Origin of the sequence: Paenarthrobacter sp. DKR-5 (genome assembly GCF_018531425.1) — a bacterium.
In the GTDB taxonomy this organism is placed as follows: Bacteria; Actinomycetota; Actinomycetes; order Actinomycetales; family Micrococcaceae; genus DKR-5.
On record NZ_JAHBOI010000005.1, the window covers coordinates 163,208 to 188,812 of the forward strand.

Genomic DNA, 25,605 nt, shown 5'->3' on the forward strand with positions numbered 1-25,605 from the left:
TTCGAGTGGAAGCGTGGACGGCGTGTCGTCCGGATGAGGGTGCCCGGACGTCTAGTGCGGGATGTGCTCCTGGTCCCGGTGCGCCGCAGGCTCGAGCTGGAAGGTTGAGTGCTCGACCGAAACGTCGAAGTGCTCCGCCACGCAGCGCTGCAGGTCTGCAAGAATTTCGGGGGCGTGGCCGTCGGTGAGGCACTTGTCCTGCAGGGTGACATGGCCGGTGATCACCGGCGTCCCCGAGCCGACCAGTGTCGCATGCAGGTCGTGGACGTCGATCACATGGGGCAGCGCCAGGATGTGCTCGCGCACCTCGTTCAGGTCCAGGCCCTTGGGCGTGCTCTCGAGAAGGACGTCGGCAGTCTCCTTCAGGAGCCGCAGGGTGCGGGGAATGATGAGCGCGCCGATCAGGAGGGACACGAGGGTGTCCGCCCGGTCCCAGCCGGTCAGGGCAATGACAACCGCAGCAGCGATGACAGCCACCGACCCCAGTGCGTCATTGAGCACTTCGAGGAAGGCGGCCCGCAGGTTCAGGTTGTCGTGGCGGCCGGCGGCGAGGATCACCAGGCTGAGCGCATTTCCGGCCAGTCCGACGACGCCGAACCACAGCATCAGCGATGACGCCACGGCGGGGGGCTCGATCAGCCGGCGCACGGCCTCGTAGATGACAAACCCGCCCACCACCAGGAGCAGACCCGCCTGCAGCGCGGCCGCCAGGATCTCGGCGCGCCGGTAGCCCCAGGTGCGCTTCATGGTGGCCGGTTTCAGTGCCAGCGACGCGGCGATCAGGGCGATGAGCAGGCCGGCCGAGTCGGTGAACATGTGTCCGGCGTCAGCCAGCAGGGCCAGGCTGCCGGAGAGCAGCGTCCCGGCCACCTCGGCGAGCATCACGAGGACGGTCACGCCAAACACCAGGATCAGCCGGGTGCGGTTCTTTGAGGCGTCGATGTCGTGCGAATGATTGTGTCCGCTCATGGCCACCTCCTTCGCTTAATCGTATCCAGCCTTCCGCGCCGGGGCCCGGGCCGTCAGCCTCAGCCCCAGCCGAGCTGGTGAAGGCGCGCGTCGGAAATGCCGAAGTGGTGGGCGATCTCATGGACCACTGTCACCTGGACTTCGCGCACCACCTCGTCGAGTGATGCGCACAGTTGCAGGATGGGCTCCCGGAAGATCGTGATCCGGTCCGGCAGCGATCCGGCGTCCCACCAGCTGTCCCGCTCGGTCAGCGGAGTGCCTTCGTACAGGCCGAGGAGCACCGTATCGGGGTCCTCGCCGGGGCCCGGCTCATAGTCGTCCTCGATGAAGACCGCCACATTGTTCATGGCCCGGGCCAGTTCCTCGGGGATCCCGCGAAGCGCCCGGTCCACGGCAGCCTCAAACTCGTCCTCGGACATGGCGAACCCTGGGGGAGCCCCTTCCCCGCTGCCCCCGTCCGCCGTCATCGGCGCCGGGTCAGGCTCCCCGGCGTCCATCGAGCGGCAGATGCTTCAGGCGTGCCAGTTCGCGTTCGACGTCGGTCTCGGCAGCCAGCCGGTCAAGCTCGCGCTGCACCGGATCGGCCGGGGAAAACTCGAAGGCCCCCGCCGTCATCAGCTCCTCCATCGCCCCCGCGTGAGCCTGCATGCGTGCCGTCTCGTCCTCGGCCCGGCGCACGGCGTGGCCCACGTCGCTCATCTCCGAGCTCAGGTCGGACAAGGCCGCGCTGATCCGGACCTGCGCTTCGGCGGCCGAGTAGCTGGCTTTGATGCTCTCCTTGCGGGTGCGGAAGGACTCAACCTTCAGCTGAAGCTTCATCAGGCCGCCGGCGAGCCGTTCCTCCTCGGCCGTGACCTGTGCGTGCCTGGCCGACAGGGTGCGCAGCTCGGTTTCCAGGACCACCTTGCGGCCGAGGGCTGCGCGCGCTGCGTCGTCCCTGCCATCCGCGACCGCCCGTTCGGCCTGCCGTTGCAGTATGCGCGACGAGTCCTCCAGCTCGCGCACCTGCAGGGCGAGCCGCTGACGGTTCGCGGCGACATCGGCCACTCCGCGCCGGACCTCCTCGAGCACGGCGAGCTGGCGTTCGTAGGAGTAATCCATGATCCGGCGGGGGTCCTCCGCGCGGTCCAGCGCGTCGTTGGCGTGGGCGCGGAAGATGGTGGTGATGCGCCGCAGGATGCTCATCGGTGCTCCCTCGGAGCGGCCGGCTCCGCGAGCATGGATGGACGCGCAGCTGACGTGCCGAGCGCCGTGTAGGCGGCAGACCAGGCGTGCAGCGCGGCGGCCTCGTGCCCGATCCGCCGTCCGGCACCGCGTACCTCGGCGTCAACAATGCTCATCCCGGTTGCGGACACGGCCCGGCGCAGCTCCGCCGTCGCCCGTCCGACTTCACGCACCGGCTGCCCGAGTTCGGCGGCGAGGGCGGAACGCACCGCGGGGTCGGGTTCGCGCTCGGCAAGCTGCAGCCGCCGGTCAAGGGCGGCCCCGGCCTCGCTGAGCTGACGCGCCGCGGCGGGAAGCTCTCCGGCCCGGCGGCCGGCCGCCCCCGAGGCCGCCACCTCACGGGCAGTGGCCTGAAGCGCTTCGTGAAGCTGAAGCTGCAGCAGGGCCAGCTGGGCCCGGCTGCGGTCCGTGGTGAAGCGCCTGGCCTTGAGCCGGAGCCGTTTCAGGGCGGCCGACCGCCGCACCCGGCGCACGATCAGCCAGGCGCAGGCCGCTGCGGCGATCAGGAAGAGCAGGAAGGACGCCCCCATGGCAAGCAGGATCGGCCCGACGACGGAAAAGAGTCCGTCATCGGCCGGAAGTGCGGCGGGAATCTGCGCGAAAGGATGCATGGAGCCACCTCTTGGTTTTGTGCCGTCTCTGGGCATTGAGGCCCGCCCGGCGTCGGCCGGGCGGCGACTTGTCAATGATGGTACGCCTCGCCGCCGGCCGCCACACCGGGCCGACGGCACTGGGCTGCTGCCGCCGGAAGCAGGCCCGTCGGCCGTTTTGTGTATTTGAACGCTTGGCCCTATAGTTTTAGAGGTCCACAACGGGAGGCCCGCGCAGGAATGGCGGGATTTTCGAATGTGTCCTTGCCCCCATCGTCTAGCGGCCTAGGACACCGCCCTTTCACGGCGGCGGCACGGGTTCGAATCCCGTTGGGGGTACGCACGGGTTCGGCGGCCGGTCGGAAGACTGGTACGATGGAACTCTTGTTTAGCAAGGCCCTGTAGCGCAGTTGGTTAGCGCGCCGCCCTGTCACGGCGGAGGTCGCGGGTTCAAGTCCCGTCAGGGTCGCTTCGGCAGCCTGGAGCTTTTCCAGGTCGCTGCGGTGACTAGCGCACCAAGGCTCTGTAGCTCAGTTGGTAGAGCGTTCGACTGAAAATCGAAAGGTCACCGGATCGACGCCGGTCGGAGCCACAACTGAAAACCCGCACTTCCCGTGCCTAAACGGGGTGCGGGTTTTTCTTTTAAATGTGTACTGCTTTGCCGTTTTCCGGTGCGGTGGTGTTTGGGGGGCACGCTCGTAAACCCCGAAATACGGAAGTTCATGAAAAGCTCCAAAAAGATTCTTGTCCTGCTGTTTGCCACCCTGCTCGCCACCTTCGGCATTATTCAGGCCGTGAGCGCGGCCACCCAGAAGCCCGTTGCGGCGCCTTCGAGCTCCGCCGCCACCGCAAGTCCTGACGCGGACCGGGTGGGCTGGACGCAGCATTCCGCTCTCAAACCCACCCCCAAGCCGTCCGCCACGAAGGCCAAGCCCAAGCCGAAGGCCCAGCCCAAGCGGACGGCCAAGGCCGTTCCCGCCGCTCCGGCACCTGCTCCGGCACCTGCCCCGGCCGCACCGGCAGCTGCACCTGTGGCCCCGGTTGCCGCGCCGGTGGCCGCTCCGGCTCCCGCGCCGCAGCCCGTTCCCGCTGCCGCTCCGGCGTCGAACGAAAAGATCGTTACCACCGCCTACACCACCGGGTACACCTGGTTCGACAACACCCCGGCGGGCTCGTCCGCGATCGCCTACCCCGTGCTGCACAAGACGGCCGGCGGCACCGGCACCTACGCCGACCCGCTGACCATCGCCGTTGGACACTCGATCATCAATGGCAAGGACATCCCTGACTACCCGGCCGGAACGCGCATGTACATCCCTGACGTGCGCCGCTACTTCATCGTGGAGGACTCCTGCGGTGACGGCCCCACCCCGCAGGACGGCTCCTGCCACCAGGGCGTGAATGCCGACGGCTCCGGCTCCACCATCTGGCTGGATCTGTGGCTCGGCGGCCAGAGCGCTACCGCTGATACTGCCGCTGCCTGCGCCGGGACGGTCACCGACGGTTCCAGCAAGCTCCACACCGTGGTCTTCAACCCCGCTCCGAACTACGTCGTTGCTCCCGGCTCCGGCGTCTTGCACGACGGAAAGTGCGACGCCGCGTACGGCAACACCCTGGTCAGGAACTAACACAGGCCCGGAATTCAAAGGCAGCGGGGGCGGGAAATCACGGATTTCCCGCCCCCGCTGCCGTCTCCAAACCAGCCCTCAGGCCGGCTGCCGTGCCGAGACCCTCAGCCAGAGGTATTCCTTCGGACGCAGCACCAGACCCTCGTCGAGCCGGGCCTCCCGGCCGGACAGGACATCGACGGCGTCCGGTTCGAAGCCGGAAAGCGTCACGGCTGAGAGTGTCTCCAGGTCGTCGCCGAAGTTGGCCAGGGCCAGGATGAGGGTGGACTCGCCGGGCCGCTGGTAGCCGAGCACGCGGGGGTTGTGGGTGTGGAAGGGGACCAGCCGGGTGCCCCCGAGCTCGTCCGTGGCGGCACGGACCTCGGCCAGCCGCTTCAGGCCGGCGTGCACGGCGCCTTCCGGAGTGGAGGGGTCGGACCTACGGGAGTACTTTTCCGCCGGGTACTTCGGCCGGTGCACCCAGCGGCTGTCGTTTCCATGCCCCTCCTCGCGCGCGTAGTCATAGTCATTGGTCTGGCCGACCTCATCGCCCAGATAGAGCAGGGGCACCCCGCCGGTGCTGAACGCCACCGAGTGCGCCAGCAGGATCCGCCGCACCGCCTGCGGATCGTCCGCCTCCAGTCCGCAGAGCGAGGCGGTCGTGCCGGAAATCCGACAGTCCCCGGTCCGCGGGTTGTCCTGGAACGGGACACCGTGCGCGAAGCTGCCGGGGAAGCGGTTCACATAGAACGAGTTCAGGAACCGCCGGTGGTCGAAGCCGTTGATGCCGAACTCAGCAGCGTCCTCGTCGGCGAAGGTCCAGCCGATGTCGTCGTGGCTGCGCACGTAGTTCACCCATGCCGTCCCGGCCGGCAGGCTGTGGCGGCGTTCGAGCGCCTGCGCGAGCAGCGAGACGTCCCGGGTGGCCAGCGCCTCCCAAGTGAGGGCCATCTGCAGCGGGTTGTAGGAGAGCTGGCACTCCGCAGGGTCGATGTACAAAATGACCTCATCCGGGTGCACGATCGCCTCGGACTTGAACAGCAGCGACGGCGCGGCGATGCGGCACAGAGCGTTGAACGCGCGCAGCAGCGTGTGGGCCTCGGGCAGACTCTCGCAGGGGGTGCCCAGCTGCTTCCAGATGAAGGCGACCGCGTCCATCCGCAGGATGTCGACACCCTGGTTGGCGAGGAAGAGCATCTCGGCCGCCATGGCACGGAAGACATCCGGGTTGGAGTAGTTCAGGTCCCACTGGAAGGAGTGGAAGGTCGCCCAGACCCAGCGGCCGTCGGGGAGCTCCACGAAGGAGCCGGGGTGGTCATCGGGAAAGATTTCCCGGACAGTCTTCTCGAACGCGTCCGGCATGGTGCGGTCCGGAAAGATCCAGTAGTAACCGCTGTACTCCTCGTCGCCCTCGGCCGCCCGCAGGGCCCACTCGTGTTCGTTGGAGGTGTGGTTGAAGATGAAGTCCAGCACCAGGCTGATCCCGTTGTCCCGCAGGTCCGACGCCAGTTCGCGCAACTCGTCCATCGTACCCAGCGCCGGATCGACCTGCCGGTAGCTGGACACAGCGTAGCCGCCGTCGGACTCGGGCTCGGGGGCGGCGAACAACGGCATCAGGTGGAGATAGGTGAGCCCGAGCTCCTTGAAGTAGGGGATCCGCTGCCGGATGCCCTCCAGGTTCCCGGCGTACCGGTCGACGTAGCAGACCCCGCCGAGCATCGAGCCGGACTGGAACCACGCCGGGTCAGCTTCCTGCCGGGCGTCGAGGGCCTTCAGCTCCGCGGGCCGCTGGTGCCAGGACCGGGCGGACTGGACCAGCAGCGCCGTGAGCTGCTCCAGCCAGTCCGCGCGGTTCCCGTAGAGGGAGCGGAACAGCCTTTCGAGGGCCGGGAAGTAATGGTCGAACCGGCGGTGGAAGGCCACCCAGTCCTCGTTGGCCGGGTCGAGCCCGACGGCGGCGGTGAGCGCCGTCGTCACATGGTCCTTGGTGGTCGGGCGGGGGCCGCGGGTCTGAGGCATGAGTGGCTGCTCCTTTGCTGCGCGGGCGTGTTGCTGCACGGACGCGGTTCAGGTCACATCCTGACAGAACCGCCACTCGTTGGACATATGTTTAGCGGCAGGGCCTGAGCGCTAGGCTTAGGCTCAGCAGAAAGGGCGTGCTTTATGGACAACCATGATCTGTACCCGCCAGCGACACCTCCGGCAGCGGCCGTGCCTCCGGTCCCCGCAGGCGGCGCGCCCGACGGCGGGCGCACCACCATTTCCGAGACGGCCGTGGCGAAGGTCGCCGGCATCGCCGCACGGTCCGTGGACGGCGTCTACTCGCTCGGTTCCGGGTCCGCCAGGGCGCTCGGAGCGCTGCGCGACGCCGTGGGCAGCGCCGACCACGCACAGGGCGTCCACGCCGAAGTCGGGGAAACGGAGGTGGCGGTGGACATCAGCCTCGTCGCGTTCTACGGCAAGCCGCTCCAGATCCTCGCGGACGAGGTCCGGGCCGCCGTGTACCGGGCAGTGGAACAGCTGGTCGGCCTGCGGGTGATCGAAGTCAACGTCGAAATCAACGACGTCCATGTACCGGGAGCCAAGCCGCCGGCCGGCGGCAGGCCCGCGACGGAGGGAGTGCAGTGAATCTGACAGTTGTCGGCGTTGCGGTGGGCGCCTTCCTGGCCTTCATGGCCTTCAGCTTCGGTTTCTGGGGCTTCCTCATCGCCCTGATCTTCATGGCCGTGGGTGCCCTTTTCGGGCGCGCGGCGGAGGGGAAGCTGGACCTGCGCAGCGTCATTGACGCCATCACCGGACGGCGCTCCTCCTCGTGAGCCTGCCGATCCAGGGGGACGGGGCAGGCGTCGCCGGGGCGGCGCCTGCCGTCGCGGCCCTCGCCGGACACAACCGCATCAGCACCCAGGCCCTGACCAGCCTCGCCCAGGCGGCGACGGCGGAAGCCCTGGGCGTGCCAGCCCAGGAGGTGCGCGTCTTCTGGTCCGACGACGGCGGAGACCTGGCCCTCGCGGTCGGCACCCCGGTAACCATCCCGCGGCTGGCTGACGTCCTGCGGGATCCCGGCCGCCTGCAACGGCAGGGCGGGTCCGTGCTTGAACGCGCGGTGGCCGCGAAGGCCGGAATCCTCCGCCGGGTCACCGCTTTGAGCGGGGCGCACATCAGCCGGGTGGATATCCGGCTCACCGGCGCCCGCGTCAGCGAGGGAGGCCGGGTCCGATGACCGCTGCCGAAGCGCGGAAAGGGACCGCGGCCCCGGACCCGGAGCGGGCCGCGACCGGGAGGATCCTGAGCCGGGAGACCCGGTCCTCCCGTGCCCCGGCCGCTGTGATCGCAGCCCTGCTGGTGATCGTCGTGGCCGTCTGGGCGTTGCTGGAAGTGATCCTGGCGGGCATCGACCAGCCCGCATGGCTGCTGGACCCGCAATCAGTGCTGCACGCCGTCGCCCGGTTTCCCGAGGGTGCCGACCGGTTGCTGCTCGGGGCCGCGGGCGCCGTCCTCGCCATGGCCGGCCTGGTGTTCCTGCTCAACGCAGTGCTCCCCGGCCGCCGCGCCCGGCACGTTCTGTCTGACCGGCGGGCCGCCGTCGTCGTCGATGACGAGGTGATTGCCTCAGCGCTCGCCCGACGCGCCCGGTACGCCGCCCAGGTCACCCAGGAGCAGGTGATGGTCGTGGTGTCCCAGCGCAGCGCCGTCGTCAACATCCGGCCGACCTCCGGGATGCCCGTCAATGTGGAGCAGGTCCGGGCGGCGGTCGAAGCGGAACTGGCGGACATGGCGCCGGCGCCGCTGCCGGCCGTGCACATCAACGTGACCACCGCGGGGGTGGTGGGAGCATGAACGGAACCCCTCGGCTGCTCAACCGGGTCCTGCTCGCCGTCATCGGACTGGCGCTGCTGGTCTCGGGCGTGCTGGCGATCGTCCTGGCCGCAGTGCCCGCCGCAGGGCCGTGGTGGCAGGCCCGGACGGCTTCGCTGCTGGCTGCGGTCGATGACGCCCTGGCCCGCACCCAGGCGCCGGGAGGGGGCAGCTGGCTGTGGTTCGCCGCCGCCGCCGTCCTGGTTTTGGTGATCGTGCTGATGGTGGCCTGGGTGGCGAACCAGGGCAAGGGCCGCGCGGACGTGCTGGCCGCATCGTTCGAGGCACGCGAGGTGGCCGGCAAAGTGGTGATCAGCGGAGCCCTCGCCGAACAGGCGCTCAAGGCGGCCCTGGCCGAGCGCACCGACTTGGTGAGCTCCTCGGTGCAGACCTACGAGGTGCAGGGCCGGACAGGGCTGAAGATCCGGCTCCTGCCTCGTCAGGGCGTGTCGCCGCAGGCGCTTGCCGCCGATGTCTCGGAACTGGTCGAAGCGCTCGACGCCGCGCTGGGGGTCCGGACCCCGGTGCTGATCAGCATCGGTGCCGGCACCCGAAGCAAACTGGGCCGCGCCGAGCGCGTCCGCTAAGAACCCCTCAGTCATGTGCGAACGGCCAGTCGTGGCGGCTTCCGCGGAGCGGAGGCCGCCACGACTGGCCGTTCGGCGGGGTTACCGTTAGGCCTGGACGAGCCAGACTGCGCTGTTGGGCGTCAGCGAACCGTCCTGCACGGCCTCCGGGCTGCTGGCCACGAGCACGTCGTAGCCGTCGGGAAGCGCGGCGCGGTCACGGCCCATGTTGGCCAGCACCAGCACCTGTCCGTTGCTGAAGGCGAGCAGCCCGGCGTCCGGGTCGTTCAGCTCCGGCCAGCTCAAGCTGCCGGTGCCGAGGGCGTGTTCCCGGCGCGCGGCAATCGCCGTCCGGTACAGCTCCAGGGTCGAACCGGCGACCCCCTCCTGCACGTCGGCGGCGAGCCGGCGGTAGCTTTCCGGCTGGGGGAGCCAGGCCGCCGGGGCGTCCGCCGTCGGACCGCTGAAGCCGAACTGCGGCGCCTCGGAGATCCAGGGCAGGGGGACGCGGCAGCCGTCGCGGCCCCGCTCCACGCCCTTGGTGCGGAAGAACGTCGGATCCTGGCGGAACTCCGCGTCAAGCGTGGTGTGCTCGGGCAGGCCGAGCTCCTCGCCCTGGTAAACGTAAGCCGAGCCGGGAAGAGCCAGCGCCACCAGGGTTGCAGCCCGGGCCCGGGCCAGGCCGAGGGCCTCGTCCGGCTGCTCATCCTCGAGGGCGATGCCCTTGGGGAAAGTCGTCGGGTCGGCCAGGCCGAAGCGTGACGGGTGGCGGACCGTGTCGTGGTTGGAAAGCACCCACGTCGTCGGTGCGCCCACGCTGGCAGACGCTTCCAGTGAGTCGGCGATCACCTTCGCCATCTGCCGCGCGTCCCAGCCGGCGAGCAGGAAGTCGAAGTTGAAGGCCTGCTGCATCTCGTCCGGGCGGATATAACGGACAAGCCGCTCGGCGGGCTCGACCCACGCCTCGGCGACCATCATGCGGTCCGGCCCGTACTCGGCGAGCACCTTGTGCCAGTCCCGGTACACCTCGTGCACCCCGTCCTGGTCGAAGAACGGCGACGGCGGGTCCAGTGCCGGCTTGCTGACGTGCCCGGCCTCCTGGGACGGCAGCGCTTCCGGCGCATTGGCCGCCTCGGCGGTCGCCGCGTGGGGAGCGGCGTCCTGGCCTTCGACCATCGCGGCCTGCCCGGTCCAGTCCGGCAGTGCCGGGTCCTTGACCAGCCCGTGCGCCACGTCCACGCGGAATCCGTCCACGCCCCGGTCCAGCCAAAAGCGCAGCACCGAACGCATCTCGGCCCAGACTTCCTCGTTCTCCCAGTTCAGGTCCGGCTGCTTCGTGTCGAACAGGTGCAGGTACCACTGGCCGTCGGGCACGCGGGTCCAGGCCGGGCCGCCGAAGATGGACTGCCAGTTGTTCGGGGGCAGTGATCCGTCCTCACCCTTGCCCTCGCGGAACATGTAGCGTGCGCGTGCGGCCGAGCCCGGGGCGGCGGCCAGGGCCTCCTGGAACCAGACGTGCTCGTCCGAGGTGTGGTTCGGCACCAGGTCCACGATGACCTTCAGGCCCGCGGCGTGGGCTTTCTGGAGCATCTCGTCAAAGTCCGCGAGGGTGCCGAAGAGGGGGTCGACGTCGCGGTAATCGGCGACGTCGTAGCCCGCGTCCGCCTGCGGGGAGCGGTAGAACGGCGAGAGCCAGATGGCGTCCACGCCGAGCTTCGCCAGATACGGCAGCCTGCCGGTCACACCTTTCAGGTCCCCCATGCCGTCGTGGTTGCCGTCAGCGAATGAGCGCGGATAGATCTGGTAGATCACTGCGCTGGCCCACCACTGGCGGGCGCTTTCGGAGGAGGCCCGCACCGGAGCCTGGACAGTAGAAGACACGAAAATCCTTTCGGCGGGTACCTTATGCAACGCTGCGGTAACTCTTGTGCGTAAGCGCTTGCATTGTGTGCCAACACGTTACTAGAGTGATGCCCATCACTCAACCGCCTTGCCAAAGTGCGTGAGTCTCAACGAGGAGCCATTGAGAATGAAGAACCCAGCAAGAAAGCTCGCCCCCGCGGCAGCCATCGGAATCCTGGCCCTGGCCCTGTCCGCCTGTGGTGGCGGCGGGTCGACCACGTCCGGCGGCGGCGGAGGCGGCTCAGACGCGACCGCCAACCTTGACGCCCGCGGCCCTATCACCTACGTGCAGGGCAAGGACAACAGCAACGTTGTCCGTCCGCTGATCGCCAAATGGAATGCCTCGCATCCGAACGAGCAGGTCACCTTCAAGGAGCAGTCCGACCAGGCCGACCAGCAGCACGACGACTTGGTGCAGAACTTCCAGGCGAAGAACGCCAACTACGACGTCGTTGACGTCGACGTGGTGTGGACCGCCGAGTTCGCGGCCAAGGGCTGGCTCCAGCCGCTGAAGGACAAGACGGCCATCGACACCTCGGCCATGCTTCCGGCCACCGTGAAGACGGCAACGTACAAGGACACCCTGTACGCGGCTCCGCAGACCTCCGACGGCGGCCTGCTGTACTACCGCAAGGACCTGGTCCCGACCCCGCCGAAGACGTGGAACGACATGATGAACATGTGCTCCATCGCAAAGCAGAAGAACATGTCCTGCTACGCGGGCCAGTTCGCCAAGTACGAGGGCCTGACGGTCAACGCGGCCGAGGCGATCAACACCGCCGGCGGCAAGATCGTCGACGACTCCGGCAAGGCTGCCGTCAACTCGCCCGAGGCCAAGGCCGGCCTGCAGAACCTGGTCACGGCGTACTCCAACGGCAACATCCCGAAGGAAGCCATCACCTACCAGGAGGAGCAGGGCCGCCAGGCGTTCGAGGACGGCAAGCTGCTGTTCCTGCGCAACTGGCCTTACGTGTACAACCTCGCCAAGACGGACGGTTCGTCCAAGGTCAAGGACAGCTTCGGCATCGCCCCGCTTCCCGGCAAGGACGGCCCCGGCGCCTCCTCGCTGGGCGGTCACAACGTCGCCATGAGCGTGTACTCCAAGCACAAGGCAACGGCCCTGGACTTCATGAAGTTCATGACCAGCGCTGAAACCGAGAAGTTCTACGCCACCCAGGGCTCACTGGCTCCGGTGCTCAAGGACCTCTACTCGGACAAGGAACTGGTCGGCAAGCTCCCGTACCTGCCGGTGCTGCTGACCTCGATCGAGAACGCGGTGCCCCGCCCGGTCACCCCGTTCTACCCGGCAGTGACCAAGGCGGTGCAGGACAACGCCTACTCCGCCATCAAGGGTGAAAAGAGCGTTGATGCTGCGCTCTCCGACATGGCCAAGGCCATCGACTCCGCCAGCAGCGGCCAGTAGCCGCTACTGCGGGCCAGCGGGCGGGGCGTCCACCCGGGCGCCCCGCCCGCTTCGACCAACCGAAGAAGGGCGGGACCGGTCCCGCACTGAAAGGAGGGGACATGTCTACCGAAGCGAAGGCGCTTCCCGGCCAGACCACAAGTCCCAAGCCTGAACATCATCTTCCCAAAGGCGAGAGTGCCGACCGCAAGGCCGTCACCCAGGGGCGCTGGGGCGCCACCCTGATCGCCCCGAGCCTCATCATGCTCGCGATTGTGATCGGGTACCCGATCGTGCGCGGCGTCATCATGTCCTTCCAGAAGGACTCCGGGCTCGACCCGGCCAGCGGTCTTTTTGTCGAGGGCGGCCCCGCGGGGCTGGCCAACTACACGCACTGGCTGCTGCAGCAGTGCGGCGCCGGGGGAGGCACCGTTGCTTGTGCTCCGGGCACGCTCGGCGCCCAGTTCTGGAACGCCATGGGCACCACGTTCTTCTTCACCGCTGTGACAGTGCTGCTGGAAACCCTCATCGGGTTCTGGATGGCACTGATCATGGCCCGTACTTTCCGCGGCCGCGGCCTGCTGCGCGCCGCCGTACTGGTGCCCTGGGCCATCCCCACGGCCGTCACAGCCAAGCTGTGGTTCTTCATCTTCGCCTTCGACGGCATCGCCAACAAGCTCTTCGGCACGCAGATCCTGTGGACCGGCAGCGAGTGGCCCGCCAAGTGGGCGGTCATCATCTCCGACGTGTGGAAAACGACACCGTTCATGGCCCTGCTGATCCTCGCCGGCCTGCAGCTGATTCCCGAAGAGGTCTACGAGGCAGCCAAGGTCGACGGCGCCAGCACCTGGCAGCGCTTCACGCAGATCACGCTTCCGCTGGTCAAGCCGGCACTGATGGTGGCGGTCCTGTTCCGCGTCCTCGACGCGCTGCGCATGTTCGACCTTCCGTACATTCTCACCGGCGGCGCCAACAACACGACCACCCTCTCCATCCTCGTCGTTGACCAGGTGCGGCAAGGGTTCAATAGCGCGGCGGCGTTGTCGACCATCACCTTCCTGGTCATCTTCATCGTCGCCTTCATATTTGTCAGGTTCCTCGGCGCCAACGCGGTCCAGACCAGCAGCGGCACAAGCGGAAAGGCGAAGGCCAAATGAGCACCATGACAGCCCCCCGCACCGGCAACGCGGCGCCGAACGAGGTCCGCAAGAAGCCCTTCGACTGGGCCCTGGCGCGGACCTACATCAGCGCCGTCGTCATCGTCATCTGGTGCTTCGCCCCCGCCTACTGGATGGTGGTGACGGCGTTCCGCGACGTCGGCTACACGTTCGACCCGACGCCGTTTTTCACCCACGTCACGCTGGACAACTTCGCCACGGCATTCTCCACGAACCTGGGCAACCACTTCGCACGGGCCTTGGGCAACAGCCTCTTCATCGGCGTGTGCGTGACCCTGATTGCGCTGCTTTTCGGTGTGTTCGCCGCGTACGCGCTGGCACGGCTGAACTTCCCGGGGAAGTTCCTCGTGCTCGGCGTCATCCTCGGTGCCTCGATGTTCCCGGGCGTTGCGCTGGTGACCCCGCTGTTCCAGCTCTTCACCAACATCGGCTGGATCGGCACCTACCAGGCACTGATCATCCCGAACATCTCCTTCGTCCTGCCGCTGACGGTTTACACCCTTACCTCCTTCTTCCGGGAGATGCCGTGGGAACTGGAAGAGGCAGCCCGCATTGACGGGTGCACCCAGGGCGAGGCCTTCCGCAAGGTGATCATGCCGTTGGCCGCGCCTGCGGTGTTCACGACCGCGATCCTGGCGTTCATCTCCTCGTGGAACGAATTCCTCCTGGCCAGCCAGCTCTCCTCGGACGCAACCCAGCCGGTGACGGTCGCGATTGCTTCCTTCGCCGGGGCACAGCCGCACCAGGAGCCGTACACCACGGTCATGGCGGCAGCGACCATCGTCACGATCCCCCTTGTGATCATGGTGCTGATCTTCCAGCGCAAGATCGTTGCTGGCCTCACCGCCGGCGGCGTGAAGTAGGGCAGGCGCGTGCGACAGGAGGACCCGGGCCGGAAGCTCCTGCGGAGCGCCCAGGATTTCGACATGCTGATCGGATTCCTCGGGTTCTGGGCAGCGGTGCTGCTGGTGGTGACGCTGGTGGCTGAATTCACCGGCCAGCCGGCGATCGGCTGGGCCCTCCTGTTGCTTGTCCTGCTGCTGGCGCTGTGGGGCCTGATCCGGCTCCGCCGGACACTGCCGCCGCGGAGGGCGGGGCGGCGGTGAAGGAAGGCCAGTAGTAGGTTCGGGCCCGAACGGCAGGACGAAAAGCGGAAAGGGAGTTCCCAAGTGGCAGTGAGCATCGACGATGTCGCTGCGGCCGCGGGCGTGTCAACTGCTACCGTTTCGCGGGCCGTGCGAGGGCTTCCCCGCGTGTCCGAAGCCACCCGTCGGCGAATTCTGGCCGTGGCGGAGGACCTGGGCTACGTGGCGTCGTCGTCGGCCTCCGGGCTGGCGACGGGGAAGACGAGCACTGTCGGCGTGCTGGCTCCGTACGTGAACCGCTGGTTCTTCGCGGCGGCAATCGAGGGGGCCAACCGGGAGCTGCACTCGCGCGGCTACAACCTCTCGCTGTTCAACCTCGGCGGCCAGACCGGCAGCAGGGAGAGGCTGTTCAGCAAGACCATGGTGCACAAGCAGATCGACGCGCTGCTCGTGCTGTGCATGGCTTTGACCGAGAAGGAGATCGACAACCTCCATCGGGTGGACATCCCTCTGGTCGCTGTCGGGGGGCCGGTGCGCGGCTGCCCGAGCATCGGCGTCGACGACTACGCGGTGGCGACCGCCGCCACCAACCACCTGATCAGCCTTGGCCATCGCGACATCGCGCTGCTGCACGGCGAGGACGACTCGGCGCTGAACTTCGAAGTGCCGAAAGTCCGCGCCCAGGCCTTCGCCGATGCGATGCATGCGGCCGGCCTGAGCGTGAACCCTGACTGGGACCTGTACGGGAACTTCACGCTGCGGGCGGGCCAGCAGGCGCTGGTGAAGCTCTGGCACACGCCGGGTCCCAAACCCACCGCCATCTTCTGCGCCTCGGACGAGATGGCCCTGGGCATCATTTTCGAGGCCCGGCGGCTCGGTGTCCGCATCCCGGAGGACCTCTCAGTGATCGGCATTGACGACCACGAATTCGCCGACGCCGCGGGGCTGACCACGGTGGGACAGGACCCGACCAGCCAGGCGCAGCTGGGCACCAAGATGCTCCTCGACGAACTGGACGGCCACACGGGCGCCGTCCAGTCCGTGCTGGCGCCGCACGAGCTGATTGTCCGCGAGAGCACGGCCAAGCTGTCCCCGCGGCGCATGTTCGTCACCGCCAGCTAGCCGGCGCAAGGACTTCCGGGCGCCGGCCGAAGCCGATGGGCCTAGGAGGCACGGGCCAGCTGGCGGATCGGAATCCACCGCGACGCCAGCCGCCGGTACGCCGCCGCCGCGCCGGTCATGTCCCCCTCGGTGAGGCACTCCACCCCGAGCCGCACATCCATCGGCGATTCATCGGGGAAGACCTTATCCGCCACCGCCCCGTAGTCCAGCTCGACCACGGACCCGGGATGGAAGAGTTCGAGCCACTCGGTCAGCTGGGTCACGTCGTCAAGCATGTCCAGCTCCGGTGCCGCCAAGGCAAGGCTGGCGATCACGAAGCGGGCCCTTTCCAGCGCCTCCTGCACGGGGACGCTGACGCGCACAGTCGCCACGCGGCCGTCCACCTCCAGCACTTCCGTGCGGTCCGTCTCATGGACGAGGACGAACCAGCTGAAGGGGATGCCCCAGGTGGAGCTGCGGGAATGGATCCGCTTGTCCGTGGCGGCGCCCACCAGCCGCTGCACCCGTTCGCGGTGCTCCTCCTTGCTGCTTTCCGGGATGAGGAGGTCGGCGAGGGGGCCGGCAACGTTCTCGCTGAGCGAATCGGCTGCCATTCCTGCCCGCAGCACCAGCTGGTTCGGGCAGAACAGCAGCGGCGCGTTGGGGGACATCCGCAGCGTCCGGACACCTTCGGTGCTCCCGGTCGGGAACGGGTCCTGGCCCGACCGGGTGATCCGCCCCAGGGACCCGGCGAGTTCGCGCCGCTCGAGCTCCTCGCGGTCCGGGGTGCCGTGCGCCTCGGCCAGCAGGGCGGCCTGGTCTGTTTCGGAGAAGGCTTCCAGCGGCTCGTAGACACGGAGGGTCGAGACGAAAGGAAGTCCCACCGCCCCCGTGTACAACGCACCGGTCATCGTGGTCAGTCCAAATCCACGATGACGGGGGCGTGGTCCGAGGCACCCTTGCCCTTGCGCTCCTCGCGGTCGATGGCCGCGCCGGTGACGCGCCCGGCCAGGGCCGGGGAGGCCAGCACGAAGTCGATCCGCATGCCCTGCTTCTTCGGGAAGCGCAGCTGGGTGTAGTCCCAGTAGGTGTAAACGCCGGGACCCGGCGCGAAGGGCCGGACGACGTCGACGAAGCCGGCGTCAAGGAACGCGCGGAACGCGGCGCGCTCAGGTCCGCTGACGTGCGTCTTGCCTTCGAAGAAGGCCATGTCCCACACGTCGTGGTCCTCGGGTGCGACGTTCCAGTCGCCCATCAGGGCCACCTGCGCCCCGGGGTCGGCATCAAGCAGGGAAGCGGCATGCTCCCGGAGCACGTCGAGCCACTCCAGCTTGTACTGCATGTGCGGGTCGCCCAGTTCGCGGCCGTTGGGCACGTAAAGGCTCCAGATCCGCACGCCGCCGCAGGTCGCCGCGATCGCGCGCGCTTCGGCGACCTCCTTGAAGGGCGGCTGCTTCACGAAGGTGCGTTCCACGTCCTCCAGGCCGACGCGGGAGGCGATGGCGACGCCGTTCCACTGGTCCAGGCCGAAATGGGCCACCTCGTAGCCGTTCTTCTCGAACAGCTCCCAGGGAAAGGATTCATCCTTGGTCTTGGTCTCCTGGATGGCCAGCACGTCCACGTCGGTACGCTGCAGCCACGCCTCGACGCGGTCCGCCCGGGCGCGGATGGAGTTCACATTCCAGGTAGCAATCTTCACAGGCTCCACGTTACCCAACTCGGAGCGGGCCCGGGCTGCATGGCGTGCGGAGCCCCGGCCGTCTTCAGGCGGCCGCGACTCAGGCAGTCCAGGCGCCGGCCGAGGTCTCTTCCGTGCTGTCCTGCCACCACGTGTCCTCCGGGGACACCGGCAGCGACCGCTTGTGCCGGGTGGCCAGGTACCGGGTTTCGATCGCGTCGGCAGCGTCCGGGTCGATGTCCTTGCCCTCGAGGAAGTCGTCGATGACCTCATAGCGCAGGCCCAGGTTGTCCTCGTCGGTCTGGCCCGGGTTGTTGTCCAGCAGGTCCGCCGTCGGGGCCTTTTCGTACAACCGGCGCGGGGCGTCCAGTTCGGCCAGCAGGGCCTTGCCCTGCCGCTTGGTCAGGCCGGACAGTGGCAGGATGTCCGCACCGCCGTCGCCGAACTTGGTAAAGAACCCGGTGATCGCTTCCGCGGCATGGTCCGTGCCGACGACGAGGTAGCCGCGCTGGCCCGCCAGGGCGTACTGGGCGATCATGCGCGAGCGCGCCTTGACGTTGCCCTTGTTGAAGTCGGTGATCTCCTCGCCCGTGGTGTCGAGGTATTCCTTCTCAAAGCCGTCCACCGGCGCCTGGATGTTGAACGTCCATGTCGTGCGGGGCTGGATGAACTGCAGCGCCAGCTGGGCGTCCTCTTCGTCCCGCTGCACGCTGTAAGGGAGCCGCACGGCCACGAACTCGGCCTCCGTTCCCTCCGCGGCGAGCTCCTCCACCGCGAGCTGGCACAGGCGGCCGGCCAGCGAGGAATCCTGGCCGCCGCTGATGCCCAGGACCAGGCCCTTGGAGCCGGTGGCACGCAGATAATCCTTGAGGAAATCCACCCTGCGGCGGATCTCGGCGGCAGGTTTAATGACCGGCTTCGCGCCGAGCTCCGAAATGATCTTGGCCTGTAGTTCGCGCATAGGCACCACAGTACTACCGGCCGCCGCACGGCAAGCGGGATTTCAGCCGACGCGGGCTGGCCCGGTGGAGCCCCTGACCGTCAGGTGCGTGGGCATGACGGCGAGCTTGCGGTTGCCGGTCCCGTACAGCGGGTTGAGCTGGCCCAGCAGCATGGAGATCGCGACGCGGCCGGCCTGTTCCACCGGGGCGGTCATGGTGGTCAGGGGCGGATTGCAGAAGTCCGCGCCGAAGATGTCGTCGCAGCCGATGATGCTGACGTCCTCGGGCACCCGCACTCCGCGTTCGCGGAAACGCTGCAGCATGCCGATGGCCAGCAGGTCGTTGTACGCGATGCAGGCGGTGGCGCCCGAATGCAGGGTGGCATCCGCTGCGGCCGCACCCGACGTGGTCTTCGGCGGGAAGGGCCCCACCCGGTGGATGGTCAGTCCCAGGGCCTCGCTGGCCTGCTCGAAGGCGGTCCAACGGCGCGCGTTGGACCAGGATCCGGCGGGGCCGCCCACATACGTGACCTCCCGGTGCCCGAGGGAGACCAGATGATCCAGGGCCTGTCCGATCGCCGCCGGAGTATCGATGATGACCGTCGGGACGTTCGGGACACCGCGGTTCATCGTCACCAGCGGCTGGCTGGCAGCGGCCGCGGCGAGCTGCTCATCGCTCAGGCGGGAGGCCACCATCACCACGCCGTCGCAGGAACGCCGCAGCTTCTGCAGGGCTTCGGCTTCGACGTCGGCGGATTCCTCGGTGTCCACCAGCAGCTGGGTGTAGCCGGCCGCCTTGAGCTGGTACTGCGTGCCGCGGATGATGTCGAAATAGAACGGGTTGGTGACGTCGGGGACGAGCAGCGCCACGGTGCCGGTGCGGCCCGAGCTGAGGGCGCGGGCCTGTGTGCTGGGGATGTAGTTGAGCTGGGCTGCGACCTCCTCGATCCGCGCCCGCGTGCGGGCATTGACCCGGTCGGGATTGGACAAGGCGCGGGAGACTGTCGACGTCGCCACGCCGGCCAGCTCGGCCACGTCCTTGATGGTGGGGACCTTGCCATTGGATGAGGCGGTGTTGGCTGTCATCGGCGTTCTCCTGATCGTTGAGCCGCCCGCTCCCGGTCGTTGCCGGGCCCGCGTGCTGCAACAATTTGAACATTCTTGGCAACATTTGGCAATCGCTTGCCGATCAACTTTCGCCCGTCCTAGACTCGCCAATAACCTCAGCCCGCGTGACCTAGACCACACTGCCCGCGGGGAGGATGACTCAAGGAGGAGACACGAATGAGGATGAGGAAGCCGGCGCAGCTTGGCGTCATCGCAACGTTGGCCGCAGCGGCCCTGGCACTGAGTGCCTGCGGAGGGTCCGGCGGCGCGGACGGCGGGGACGGCAAGGGCAAGACCCTGAGCGTCCTGGTGAACGTCAACGGGCAGTACCCGGAACAGCAAAAGCAGTGGCAGAGCGATATTGCCGCCAAGTTCAAAGCCCAGACGGGCGCGGACCTGAAGTTTGAGACCTTCACTTCCGCCAATGACGAACTGACCCGGATCCAGACCTCGGTCGTCTCCGGCCAGGGCCCCGACGTCTACAGCCTGGGCACCACGTTCACGCCGACCGCCTACGCCACGAAGGCCTTCGTCACCCTCAGCGACGACGACTGGAAGAAGGTGGGCGGCAAGGACCGCTTCAACCCCGCGGCACTGGGCATCTCCGGTCCCGACAAGGACCACCTCGCAGGAATCCCGTTCGTCAGCCGCCCGTTCGTGATGGCCTACAACAAGGACCTGCTGTCCGCTGCCGGCATTGAGAAGCCCGCGACCTCCTGGGATGAACTCGCGGCGCAGGCGAAGAAGATGACCAAGGGGGACGTCTACGGCCTCGCCACCGGCTACAAGGACAACTTCGACCCCTGGAAGTTCATCTGGGCGATGTCCGTGCAGGACGGGAATCCGCTCATCGACGGCTCCACGGCCAAGCTCGATGACCCGACCGTGAAGAAGGCCTACGACACCTACTTCGGCTGGCTCACAAAGGACAAGATCGTGAACCCTGCGTCCGTGGGCTGGAGCAACGCCAACGCGGTGGCCTCCTTCGCCGCGGGCAAAGCCGGCTACCTGCTGATGACGACGGCGACGTCGATCCCCACCCTGGAGAAGTCATCGGTGGCGAACAAGTTCGCCTACGCGCTGATGCCGACCACGGCGCCGGGGGAGACGGCGCCCAAGGGTGACGGCGCGAACGCTGCCAGCATCCTTTCCGGTGACAACCTCGTCGTGGCGGACTACTCCAAGCAAAAGGACCTGGCCTTCTCGTACATCAAGCTGATCACCTCCAAGGACGAGCAGCTGAACTACCAGAAGATCTTCGGCGACCTGCCGGCCAACGCGGAGGCGCTGAAGAGCCTGACCAACCCGGTGCTCAAGCCCATGGCCGAGGCCGCGGCGAAATCGAAGGCAACCCCGTTCACCGGCGCCTGGGGTGACACCCAGCTGGCCCTGCTGAACGTCACGGTCCAATCCATCCCGGACCTGTCCCGGGGCAGCGTGGATGAATCCGCGCTGGACCAGCGGATCAAGGACGCACAGGCGAAGAGCCAGGCGTCCCTGGATCGGGCTTCCAAAGGCTAGCCAGTGATGTCCACTGATGCTTCAAACGAAGTCCGGGTCGCGGCGGTTGCCGCCGCGACCCGGGCGACGCGAGCCGCCGGCGCGGAAACCCCTGCCGGGGGAGGACAGCCGGCACCGGCCGGCCGGCGCCGGCTGCTGACCGAGCGGAACCGCCCGCTCTGGATGCTGATTCCCGGCGGGGTGCTGATGATCGTCATCATCGTGCTCCCGCTGCTGCTGGGTATCTACATGTCCGTGCTGAACCTGGACCAGTACACCCTGCGCAAGTGGATCAGCGCCCCTTTCATCGGCGTCGACAACTTCGTCGAGGCGCTGACGGCCAGCCCCCTGCTGCATGCTGTCTGGCTCAGCGTGAGCTATTCGCTCATTGCCATGCTCGTCACGCTGCCCCTGGGCATAGCCGCGGCGGTCGCGACGCAGAACGCTTTCCGGGGCCGTGCCGTCGTCCGGTCGATCTTCCTGATCCCCTACGTGCTGCCCTCCTTCGTGGTGGCCACGGTGTGGCGGATCATGTTCCAGCCCGAGGGGGTCGTGGACAAGGCGCTCGGCACCATCGGCATCCACGCCGGCCTGTGGCTGAACGGTCCGCAGACCTTCTGGACGCTGATCCTGGTGCAGATCTGGGCTTCCTGGCCCTTCATCTACCTGCTCGCGCTCTCCGGGCTGCAGGCGGTGGACCACGAAGTGCATGAAGCGTCCGCACTGGACGGCGCCCTCTGGTGGAACAAGCTGCGCTTCGTGATCTTCCCATACCTGAAGGGGCCGCTGTCGCTCGCCTTCCTGATCGGCATGCTGCACCACATCAACAACTTCACGTTGCCGTTCGTGCTGTTCGGCATTCCGGCGCCCTCGGACGTCGAAGTGCTGCCCATCCTCACCTACGTCACGAGCTTCCAGAGCTTCCGCTTCGGACTCAGCGCGGCCATGGCCTTCATCTCGCTCATCCTGATCGCCATTCCGCTGTTCATCTACCTGCGCGCCGTCAAGCTGGACGACGCCGAGACCCCCGGAGGCAAGAAATGACCACCTCCACCGCCCTGCGCACCCCGCCGGAACCGGCTCTGACCCGTCCCGGGTCCCGGCGGCAGGCAGAGGTCACCCGGCTGCTGCCCGGACCGCTGCTCGCCGTCATCCTCGTCCTCCTCGGGGCGCTGGTGCTCGTGCCCGTCGTCTACATCTTCCTGGCCTCCGTGAACTCGGACCTCGGTGTCGCCCGCGGCGAGTTCTGGCCCTCGTCCTTCAGCCTGGGCAACTACTCGACCATCTGGAGCAGTGTCGGGCTGGCCGGCGGCCTGGCGAACAGCGTGCTCGTGGCCGGGGCCACCGCCGTCGTCTCCGCCGCGCTGGCCGTGTCCACCGCCTTCGTGCTGGTGCGCTACAACTTCCGCGGCCGGCTCACCATCCTGCGCGGCCTGCTCGGGCTCCAGTCCGTCCCCGGGACGCTGATGGTCCTGCCGGTCTTCGTGCTGTTTTCCTCGGCCTTCACCTACCTCGGCGTCCAGGTGATCGGAACCCAGTGGGGGCTCTTCGTCACCTACCTGACGTTCGCGATGCCGTTCTCCACCTGGGTGATGGTGACCTACCTGCGGGGACTGCCGCGCGAACTCGAAGAAGCCGCCCGGATCGACGGCGCCAGCAACCTGGGGGTGCTGTTCAAGATCATCCTGCCGCTGAGCTGGCCGGGCATTGTCGTCTCGGGTATCTTCGCCTTCCTGCTCGGCTGGAACGACGTCCTCTTCGCGTCCGTGATGACCCGGCCGGGGAGCCAGACCGCCGCCGTCGCGCTGCAGACCTTCACGGTGTCGCAGGAGGGCGGGACCATCCCGTACTACGGTCAGATGATGGCCGCCGCCCTCGTGTGCGCGGCGCCGGTCGTGGTGCTGTACCTGATATTCCAACGCTATCTAGTGGGCGGTCTCACCGCCGGAGGAGTGAAATGAGCAACGAACCGGACTCCCAGCCAACCTGGCTCCTCTCGGGTTTCGGCGACGAGATCGACGACGACCCGGTGGTGCAGATCGCCGTGCTCCAGGCTCTCGGTGCGGCCCACATCGAGGTCCGCTCCGCATGGGGCACGAACATCGTCGAACTGTCCGAGGACCAGCTGCAGGAGCTGGCACGCCTGTTCAAGGACAAGGGCATGCGGGTCTCCGCCATCGCCTCGCCGATCGGGAAGGTCGACGTCGGCCTGCCGATCGCGCACGAGGTGGAGCGGCTGCGCCGTGCGGTCCGTGCCGCGGAGGTCCTCGATGCGCGGTACATCCGCATCTTCTCCTTCTACTACGGCTCCGGAGTGGCAGTGGAGAGCGTCCGCGACGACGTCATCGAGCGGATGCGTGCCTTGGCCGCCGTCGCCGAGGAAGCCGGCGTGGTGCTGCTGCACGAAAACGAAAAGGACATTTTCGGGGACGTCCCCGAGCGGGTCCTGGACATCATCGAATCCGTCGCTTCGCCGGCCCTCAAGGTGGCCTGGGACGCCGCGAACTTCGTGCAGGTCGGCGTCAAGCCGTTCGAGGAGGCCTACGCCAAGCTGCGCCCGCATCTGGAGTACCTGCAGGTCAAGGACGCGCTGTTCGCCAACGGCCATGTGACGCCGGCAGGTGAGGGGGACGGGGACCTGCTGCGCACCGTCCAGGCCCTGAAGGACGACGGCTACACCGGTTTCGCATCCCTCGAACCGCACCTCGCCGGAGCCCACGGGCTCGGCGGATTCTCCGGGCCGACCGCCTTCGGCATCGCCGCCCGCGCCTTCGCCAAAGTGACAGCAGAAGCAGGAGTGAAAACAGCATGACCGAAACCACCCGAGTAGCCATTGCCGGCTGCGGCAACATCGGCCGCACCCACGCGGCAGCCGTCCGGGAGATCCCCGGTCTCAGCGTCGTTGCGCTCGTGGATGCCATCCCGGCCGCGGCGGAAGCGCTCGCCGACGCCATCGAGCGCAACGGGGACCCCCGGCCGCGCACCTACGCCACCCTCGCCGAGGCCTTCGACGGCAGCGACATCGACCTCGTCGCCGTCGCCACCCCCAGCGGCCTGCACATCCAGCAGGGCCTGGAGGTGCTCGCCGCCGGGAAACACCTGATCATCGAAAAGCCCCTTGACGTCGACCTCAGCCGCGCGCAGGAGATCGAAGCGGCTGCTGCGGAAGCATCCAGCCGGGGCATCGTGGCATCGGTGATCAGCCAGCACCGCTTCGACCAGGGCAGCCGCGCGGTGGCCGACGCCGTCGGCGCGGGCCGCTTCGGCCGGCTCACGTCGGCCATAGCGTCCGTGGCCTGGTGGCGCAGCCAGGGCTACTACGATTCCGGCGACTGGCGGGGCACGTGGGCCATGGACGGGGGCGGTGCCCTGATGAACCAGGGCGTGCACACCGTGGACCTGCTCCTGTGGCTGATGGGCCGCCCGGTGGAGATCAGTGCCAGGACCGCGCTGCTGGCGCACGAACGGGTCGAAGTCGAAGATACCGCCGTGGCCACCGTGACGTTCGAAAACGGCGGCCTCGCCGTCCTCCACGCAACCACCGCGGCCTACCCCGGGCTGACGGTGCGGCTGCAGCTGATGGGCTCCGCCGGATCGGCAGTGCTCGACAACGACCGGCTGGAGTACTTCCACGCCGCCGGAGAGGGAACCGCCTCGGCGGACATGGGCCTGCAGGGCGGGGGCAACCAGGCTGCGGACGAGCTGGCCAAGTACCCGTCGGAAACCTACGAGGCGAAGGACCCGACCGTCTATCCCGCCGGCCATATCCGCCAGTACCGCGACGTCCTGGACGCCATCGCCTCCGGGCGCGCCCCGGGGGTGACCGTGACTGACGCGGTCAACGCCCTCGCGGCCGTGCGGGCCGTCTACGTCTCGGCGACTCTCAATACGCCAGTGCTGTTCCAGGACGTACTGGACGGCAAATACAACGACCTCGAGGTCCGTACCGGCAGCACTGCTGCGGAAAGGGTGCAGGCATGAAATTCTCGGTTTTCACGGCGTCGACGCCGGAGTGGAGCCCCGAGGAGGCGGCATCCGCGCTCGCCGCCCAGGGCTGGGACGGGATTGAATGGCGCATCACCGACCAGGCGGAGTCGGAAACGCCCGGGTTCTGGGCCGGCAACAAAGCCACCTGGCCGCTGGCCGGACTCGAAGGCAACCTGGAGAGGATCGCCGCGGTCACCGGCCGGGCGGGGCTGGAGTTCTCCGGGATCGGCGGCTATGCGCGCTGCGACAACCACGACGACGTCGAACGGATGCTGGCCGCGACGGCCGCGCTGGGGGCACGCCAGGTCCGCGTGACCACCCTGCCGCTCGGCACGGCCGCATGGGGTGCGGAAGCGCCCAGCGGCAGGCCCTACCCGGAGCTGTTCGCCGCCGCCCGAAAGGACTTCGAATGGGTTGCCGGCCGTGCCGCCCACCACGGCGTGAAGGCCCTCGTCGAGCTCCACCACCGCACGATCACCGCCTCCGCGTCCTCGGCGCTGCGGCTGCTCGAGGGCCTGGATCCGCAGCACGTCGGCGTCATCCACGACCTGGGGAACCTGGTCATTGAGGGGTGGGAGGATCCGCTGCCGGCGTTCGAATTGCTCGGCGACTATCTGGCGCACGTCCACGTCAAGAACGCGGCCTGGGTACGCCAGGACGCACCGGACGCCTCCGGGGCCGCCGTGTACGACACCCAATGGGTTCCGCTGCGCGAGGGACAGGGCAGCGTGCTGGAGTACTTCCGGGCGCTGGCGGCCTTCGGCTACGACGGCTGGGTGACGGTCGAGGATTTCTCCACGGCGCTCCCGCTGGCCGAACGCACCGCCGACAACCTGGACTACCTGCGCAAGACCGCGGCCCTGGCTGCGCTCTGAGCTGCCCGAAGCGAATTGCCACTCTACCCACGATGAGGT

27 protein-coding genes and 3 tRNA genes are annotated in these 25,605 nt (G+C 67.9%); 20 read left to right on the forward strand and 10 right to left on the reverse strand.

Annotated features, from left to right (window positions below; all coding sequences use genetic code 11):
• Positions 1-51 precede the first annotated feature (51 nt).
• From KIH31_RS12300 to KIH31_RS12315, 4 genes are read right to left on the reverse strand one after another with little or no spacing between them, the layout of a single operon-like run.
• Complete coding sequence (locus tag KIH31_RS12300) at positions 52-969, reverse strand: cation diffusion facilitator family transporter (RefSeq protein WP_214427433.1); 918 nt, start codon at positions 967-969, stop codon at positions 52-54.
• 59 nt (positions 970-1,028) lie between these two features.
• Positions 1,029-1,466, reverse strand: coding sequence for a metallopeptidase family protein (locus KIH31_RS12305; RefSeq protein ID WP_374224873.1), 438 nt, complete (start codon positions 1,464-1,466; stop codon positions 1,029-1,031).
• The gene (locus KIH31_RS12310; protein ID WP_214427434.1) at positions 1,447-2,154 is read right to left on the reverse strand and encodes a PspA/IM30 family protein; all 708 of its coding nucleotides are present in this window, start codon (positions 2,152-2,154) and stop codon (positions 1,447-1,449) included. The genes KIH31_RS12305 and KIH31_RS12310 overlap by 20 nt, the downstream gene beginning before the upstream one ends.
• On the reverse strand, positions 2,151-2,804 hold the full coding sequence (locus tag KIH31_RS12315) for a hypothetical protein (RefSeq protein ID WP_214427435.1): 654 nt from the start codon (positions 2,802-2,804) through the stop codon (positions 2,151-2,153). Before KIH31_RS12315 ends, KIH31_RS12310 begins: the two co-directional genes overlap by 4 nt.
• Positions 2,805-3,049: 245 nt before the next feature.
• Here KIH31_RS12315 and KIH31_RS12320 point away from each other — a divergent pair.
• The 4 genes from KIH31_RS12320 (at position 3,050) to KIH31_RS12335 (ending at position 4,411) form a co-directional block, all read left to right on the forward strand.
• Positions 3,050-3,122 (forward strand) — tRNA-Glu (locus KIH31_RS12320).
• 56 nt (positions 3,123-3,178) lie between these two features.
• Positions 3,179-3,252, forward strand: a tRNA-Asp gene (locus KIH31_RS12325).
• Between the two features lie 50 nt (positions 3,253-3,302).
• A tRNA-Phe gene (locus KIH31_RS12330) sits at positions 3,303-3,375 on the forward strand.
• A gap of 130 nt (positions 3,376-3,505) precedes the next feature.
• Positions 3,506-4,411, forward strand: coding sequence for a hypothetical protein (locus tag KIH31_RS12335; RefSeq protein WP_214427436.1), 906 nt, complete (start codon positions 3,506-3,508; stop codon positions 4,409-4,411).
• A 78-nt stretch (positions 4,412-4,489) separates the two neighbouring features.
• Here KIH31_RS12335 and KIH31_RS12340 read toward each other — a convergent pair whose 3' ends face one another.
• Entirely contained in the window at positions 4,490-6,409 is a 1,920-nt protein-coding gene (locus tag KIH31_RS12340) for an alpha-amylase family protein (protein ID WP_214427437.1), read from the reverse strand.
• Positions 6,410-6,553: 144 nt separating this feature from the next.
• Here KIH31_RS12340 and KIH31_RS12345 point away from each other — a divergent pair, with 144 nt between their 5' ends.
• From KIH31_RS12345 to KIH31_RS12365, 5 genes are read left to right on the forward strand one after another with little or no spacing between them, the layout of a single operon-like run.
• A complete protein-coding gene (locus KIH31_RS12345; protein WP_214427438.1) occupies positions 6,554-7,018 on the forward strand; it encodes an Asp23/Gls24 family envelope stress response protein in 465 nt (154 codons plus the stop codon).
• Entirely contained in the window at positions 7,015-7,206 is a 192-nt protein-coding gene (locus KIH31_RS12350; RefSeq protein ID WP_214427439.1) for a DUF2273 domain-containing protein, read from the forward strand. Before KIH31_RS12345 ends, KIH31_RS12350 begins: the two co-directional genes overlap by 4 nt.
• 2 nt (positions 7,207-7,208) lie before the next feature.
• Positions 7,209-7,610, forward strand: a complete 402-nt coding sequence (locus KIH31_RS12355; protein ID WP_250545965.1) for a hypothetical protein — start codon at positions 7,209-7,211, stop codon at positions 7,608-7,610.
• Positions 7,607-8,227, forward strand: a complete 621-nt coding sequence (locus KIH31_RS12360) for a DUF6286 domain-containing protein (RefSeq protein WP_214427440.1) — start codon at positions 7,607-7,609, stop codon at positions 8,225-8,227. The genes KIH31_RS12355 and KIH31_RS12360 overlap by 4 nt, the downstream gene beginning before the upstream one ends.
• Positions 8,224-8,832 carry a hypothetical protein gene (locus KIH31_RS12365; RefSeq protein WP_214427441.1) on the forward strand — a complete coding sequence of 203 codons (609 nt, stop codon included), beginning with the start codon at positions 8,224-8,226 and terminating at the stop codon, positions 8,830-8,832. The genes KIH31_RS12360 and KIH31_RS12365 overlap by 4 nt, the downstream gene beginning before the upstream one ends.
• Before the next feature lie 87 nt (positions 8,833-8,919).
• Here the strand turns inward: KIH31_RS12365 and KIH31_RS12370 are convergent, their stop codons facing one another.
• Entirely contained in the window at positions 8,920-10,572 is a 1,653-nt protein-coding gene (locus KIH31_RS12370; protein WP_214427673.1) for an alpha-amylase family glycosyl hydrolase, read from the reverse strand.
• A 268-nt stretch (positions 10,573-10,840) separates the two neighbouring features.
• On the opposite strand from KIH31_RS12370, the gene KIH31_RS12375 reads away from it, so the two are divergent.
• The 5 genes from KIH31_RS12375 to KIH31_RS12395 all read left to right on the forward strand — a co-directional run bounded on the left by KIH31_RS12375 (position 10,841) and on the right by KIH31_RS12395 (position 15,500).
• Complete coding sequence (locus KIH31_RS12375; RefSeq protein ID WP_214427442.1) at positions 10,841-12,136, forward strand: ABC transporter substrate-binding protein; 1,296 nt, start codon at positions 10,841-10,843, stop codon at positions 12,134-12,136.
• Between the two features lie 101 nt (positions 12,137-12,237).
• Entirely contained in the window at positions 12,238-13,272 is a 1,035-nt protein-coding gene (locus KIH31_RS12380; protein WP_214427443.1) for a carbohydrate ABC transporter permease, read from the forward strand.
• A 5-nt stretch (positions 13,273-13,277) separates the two neighbouring features.
• Entirely contained in the window at positions 13,278-14,156 is an 879-nt protein-coding gene (locus KIH31_RS12385) for a carbohydrate ABC transporter permease (protein WP_250545966.1), read from the forward strand.
• 63 nt (positions 14,157-14,219) lie between these two features.
• Positions 14,220-14,399, forward strand: coding sequence for a hypothetical protein (locus KIH31_RS12390; protein ID WP_250545931.1), 180 nt, complete (start codon positions 14,220-14,222; stop codon positions 14,397-14,399).
• A 63-nt stretch (positions 14,400-14,462) separates the two neighbouring features.
• A complete protein-coding gene (locus tag KIH31_RS12395; RefSeq protein ID WP_214427446.1) occupies positions 14,463-15,500 on the forward strand; it encodes a LacI family DNA-binding transcriptional regulator in 1,038 nt (345 codons plus the stop codon).
• Between the two features lie 41 nt (positions 15,501-15,541).
• Here the strand turns inward: KIH31_RS12395 and KIH31_RS12400 are convergent, their stop codons facing one another.
• From KIH31_RS12400 to KIH31_RS12415, 4 genes are all read right to left on the reverse strand, one after another.
• Positions 15,542-16,390 (reverse strand): hypothetical protein, encoded by an 849-nt coding sequence (locus KIH31_RS12400; RefSeq protein ID WP_214427447.1) that lies wholly within the window; start codon positions 16,388-16,390, stop codon positions 15,542-15,544.
• A gap of 5 nt (positions 16,391-16,395) precedes the next feature.
• A complete protein-coding gene (locus KIH31_RS12405) occupies positions 16,396-17,178 on the reverse strand; it encodes an exodeoxyribonuclease III (RefSeq protein WP_214427448.1) in 783 nt (260 codons plus the stop codon).
• A gap of 79 nt (positions 17,179-17,257) precedes the next feature.
• Positions 17,258-18,118, reverse strand: coding sequence for an ammonia-dependent NAD(+) synthetase (gene nadE / locus KIH31_RS12410; RefSeq protein ID WP_214427449.1), 861 nt, complete (start codon positions 18,116-18,118; stop codon positions 17,258-17,260).
• A 42-nt stretch (positions 18,119-18,160) separates the two neighbouring features.
• Complete coding sequence (locus tag KIH31_RS12415) at positions 18,161-19,183, reverse strand: LacI family DNA-binding transcriptional regulator (protein WP_214427450.1); 1,023 nt, start codon at positions 19,181-19,183, stop codon at positions 18,161-18,163.
• Positions 19,184-19,387: 204 nt separating this feature from the next.
• On the opposite strand from KIH31_RS12415, the gene KIH31_RS12420 reads away from it, so the two are divergent.
• Genes KIH31_RS12420 through KIH31_RS12445 form a run of 6 tightly spaced genes read left to right on the forward strand, consistent with a single transcriptional unit; the run spans position 19,388 to position 25,566 of the window.
• Positions 19,388-20,725, forward strand: a complete 1,338-nt coding sequence (locus KIH31_RS12420; protein ID WP_374224879.1) for an ABC transporter substrate-binding protein — start codon at positions 19,388-19,390, stop codon at positions 20,723-20,725.
• Positions 20,726-20,731: 6 nt separating this feature from the next.
• Entirely contained in the window at positions 20,732-21,748 is a 1,017-nt protein-coding gene (locus KIH31_RS12425) for a carbohydrate ABC transporter permease (protein ID WP_214427452.1), read from the forward strand.
• Complete coding sequence (locus tag KIH31_RS12430) at positions 21,745-22,665, forward strand: carbohydrate ABC transporter permease (RefSeq protein WP_214427453.1); 921 nt, start codon at positions 21,745-21,747, stop codon at positions 22,663-22,665. Before KIH31_RS12425 ends, KIH31_RS12430 begins: the two co-directional genes overlap by 4 nt.
• The gene (locus KIH31_RS12435) at positions 22,662-23,516 is read left to right on the forward strand and encodes a sugar phosphate isomerase/epimerase (protein WP_214427454.1); all 855 of its coding nucleotides are present in this window, start codon (positions 22,662-22,664) and stop codon (positions 23,514-23,516) included. Before KIH31_RS12430 ends, KIH31_RS12435 begins: the two co-directional genes overlap by 4 nt.
• Positions 23,513-24,685: a Gfo/Idh/MocA family protein gene (locus tag KIH31_RS12440; RefSeq protein ID WP_214427455.1), complete on the forward strand. Its 1,173-nt coding sequence runs from the start codon at positions 23,513-23,515 to the stop codon at positions 24,683-24,685. Before KIH31_RS12435 ends, KIH31_RS12440 begins: the two co-directional genes overlap by 4 nt.
• Positions 24,682-25,566 carry a sugar phosphate isomerase/epimerase gene (locus KIH31_RS12445; RefSeq protein ID WP_214427456.1) on the forward strand — a complete coding sequence of 295 codons (885 nt, stop codon included), beginning with the start codon at positions 24,682-24,684 and terminating at the stop codon, positions 25,564-25,566. The genes KIH31_RS12440 and KIH31_RS12445 overlap by 4 nt, the downstream gene beginning before the upstream one ends.
• Positions 25,567-25,605 lie beyond the last annotated feature (39 nt).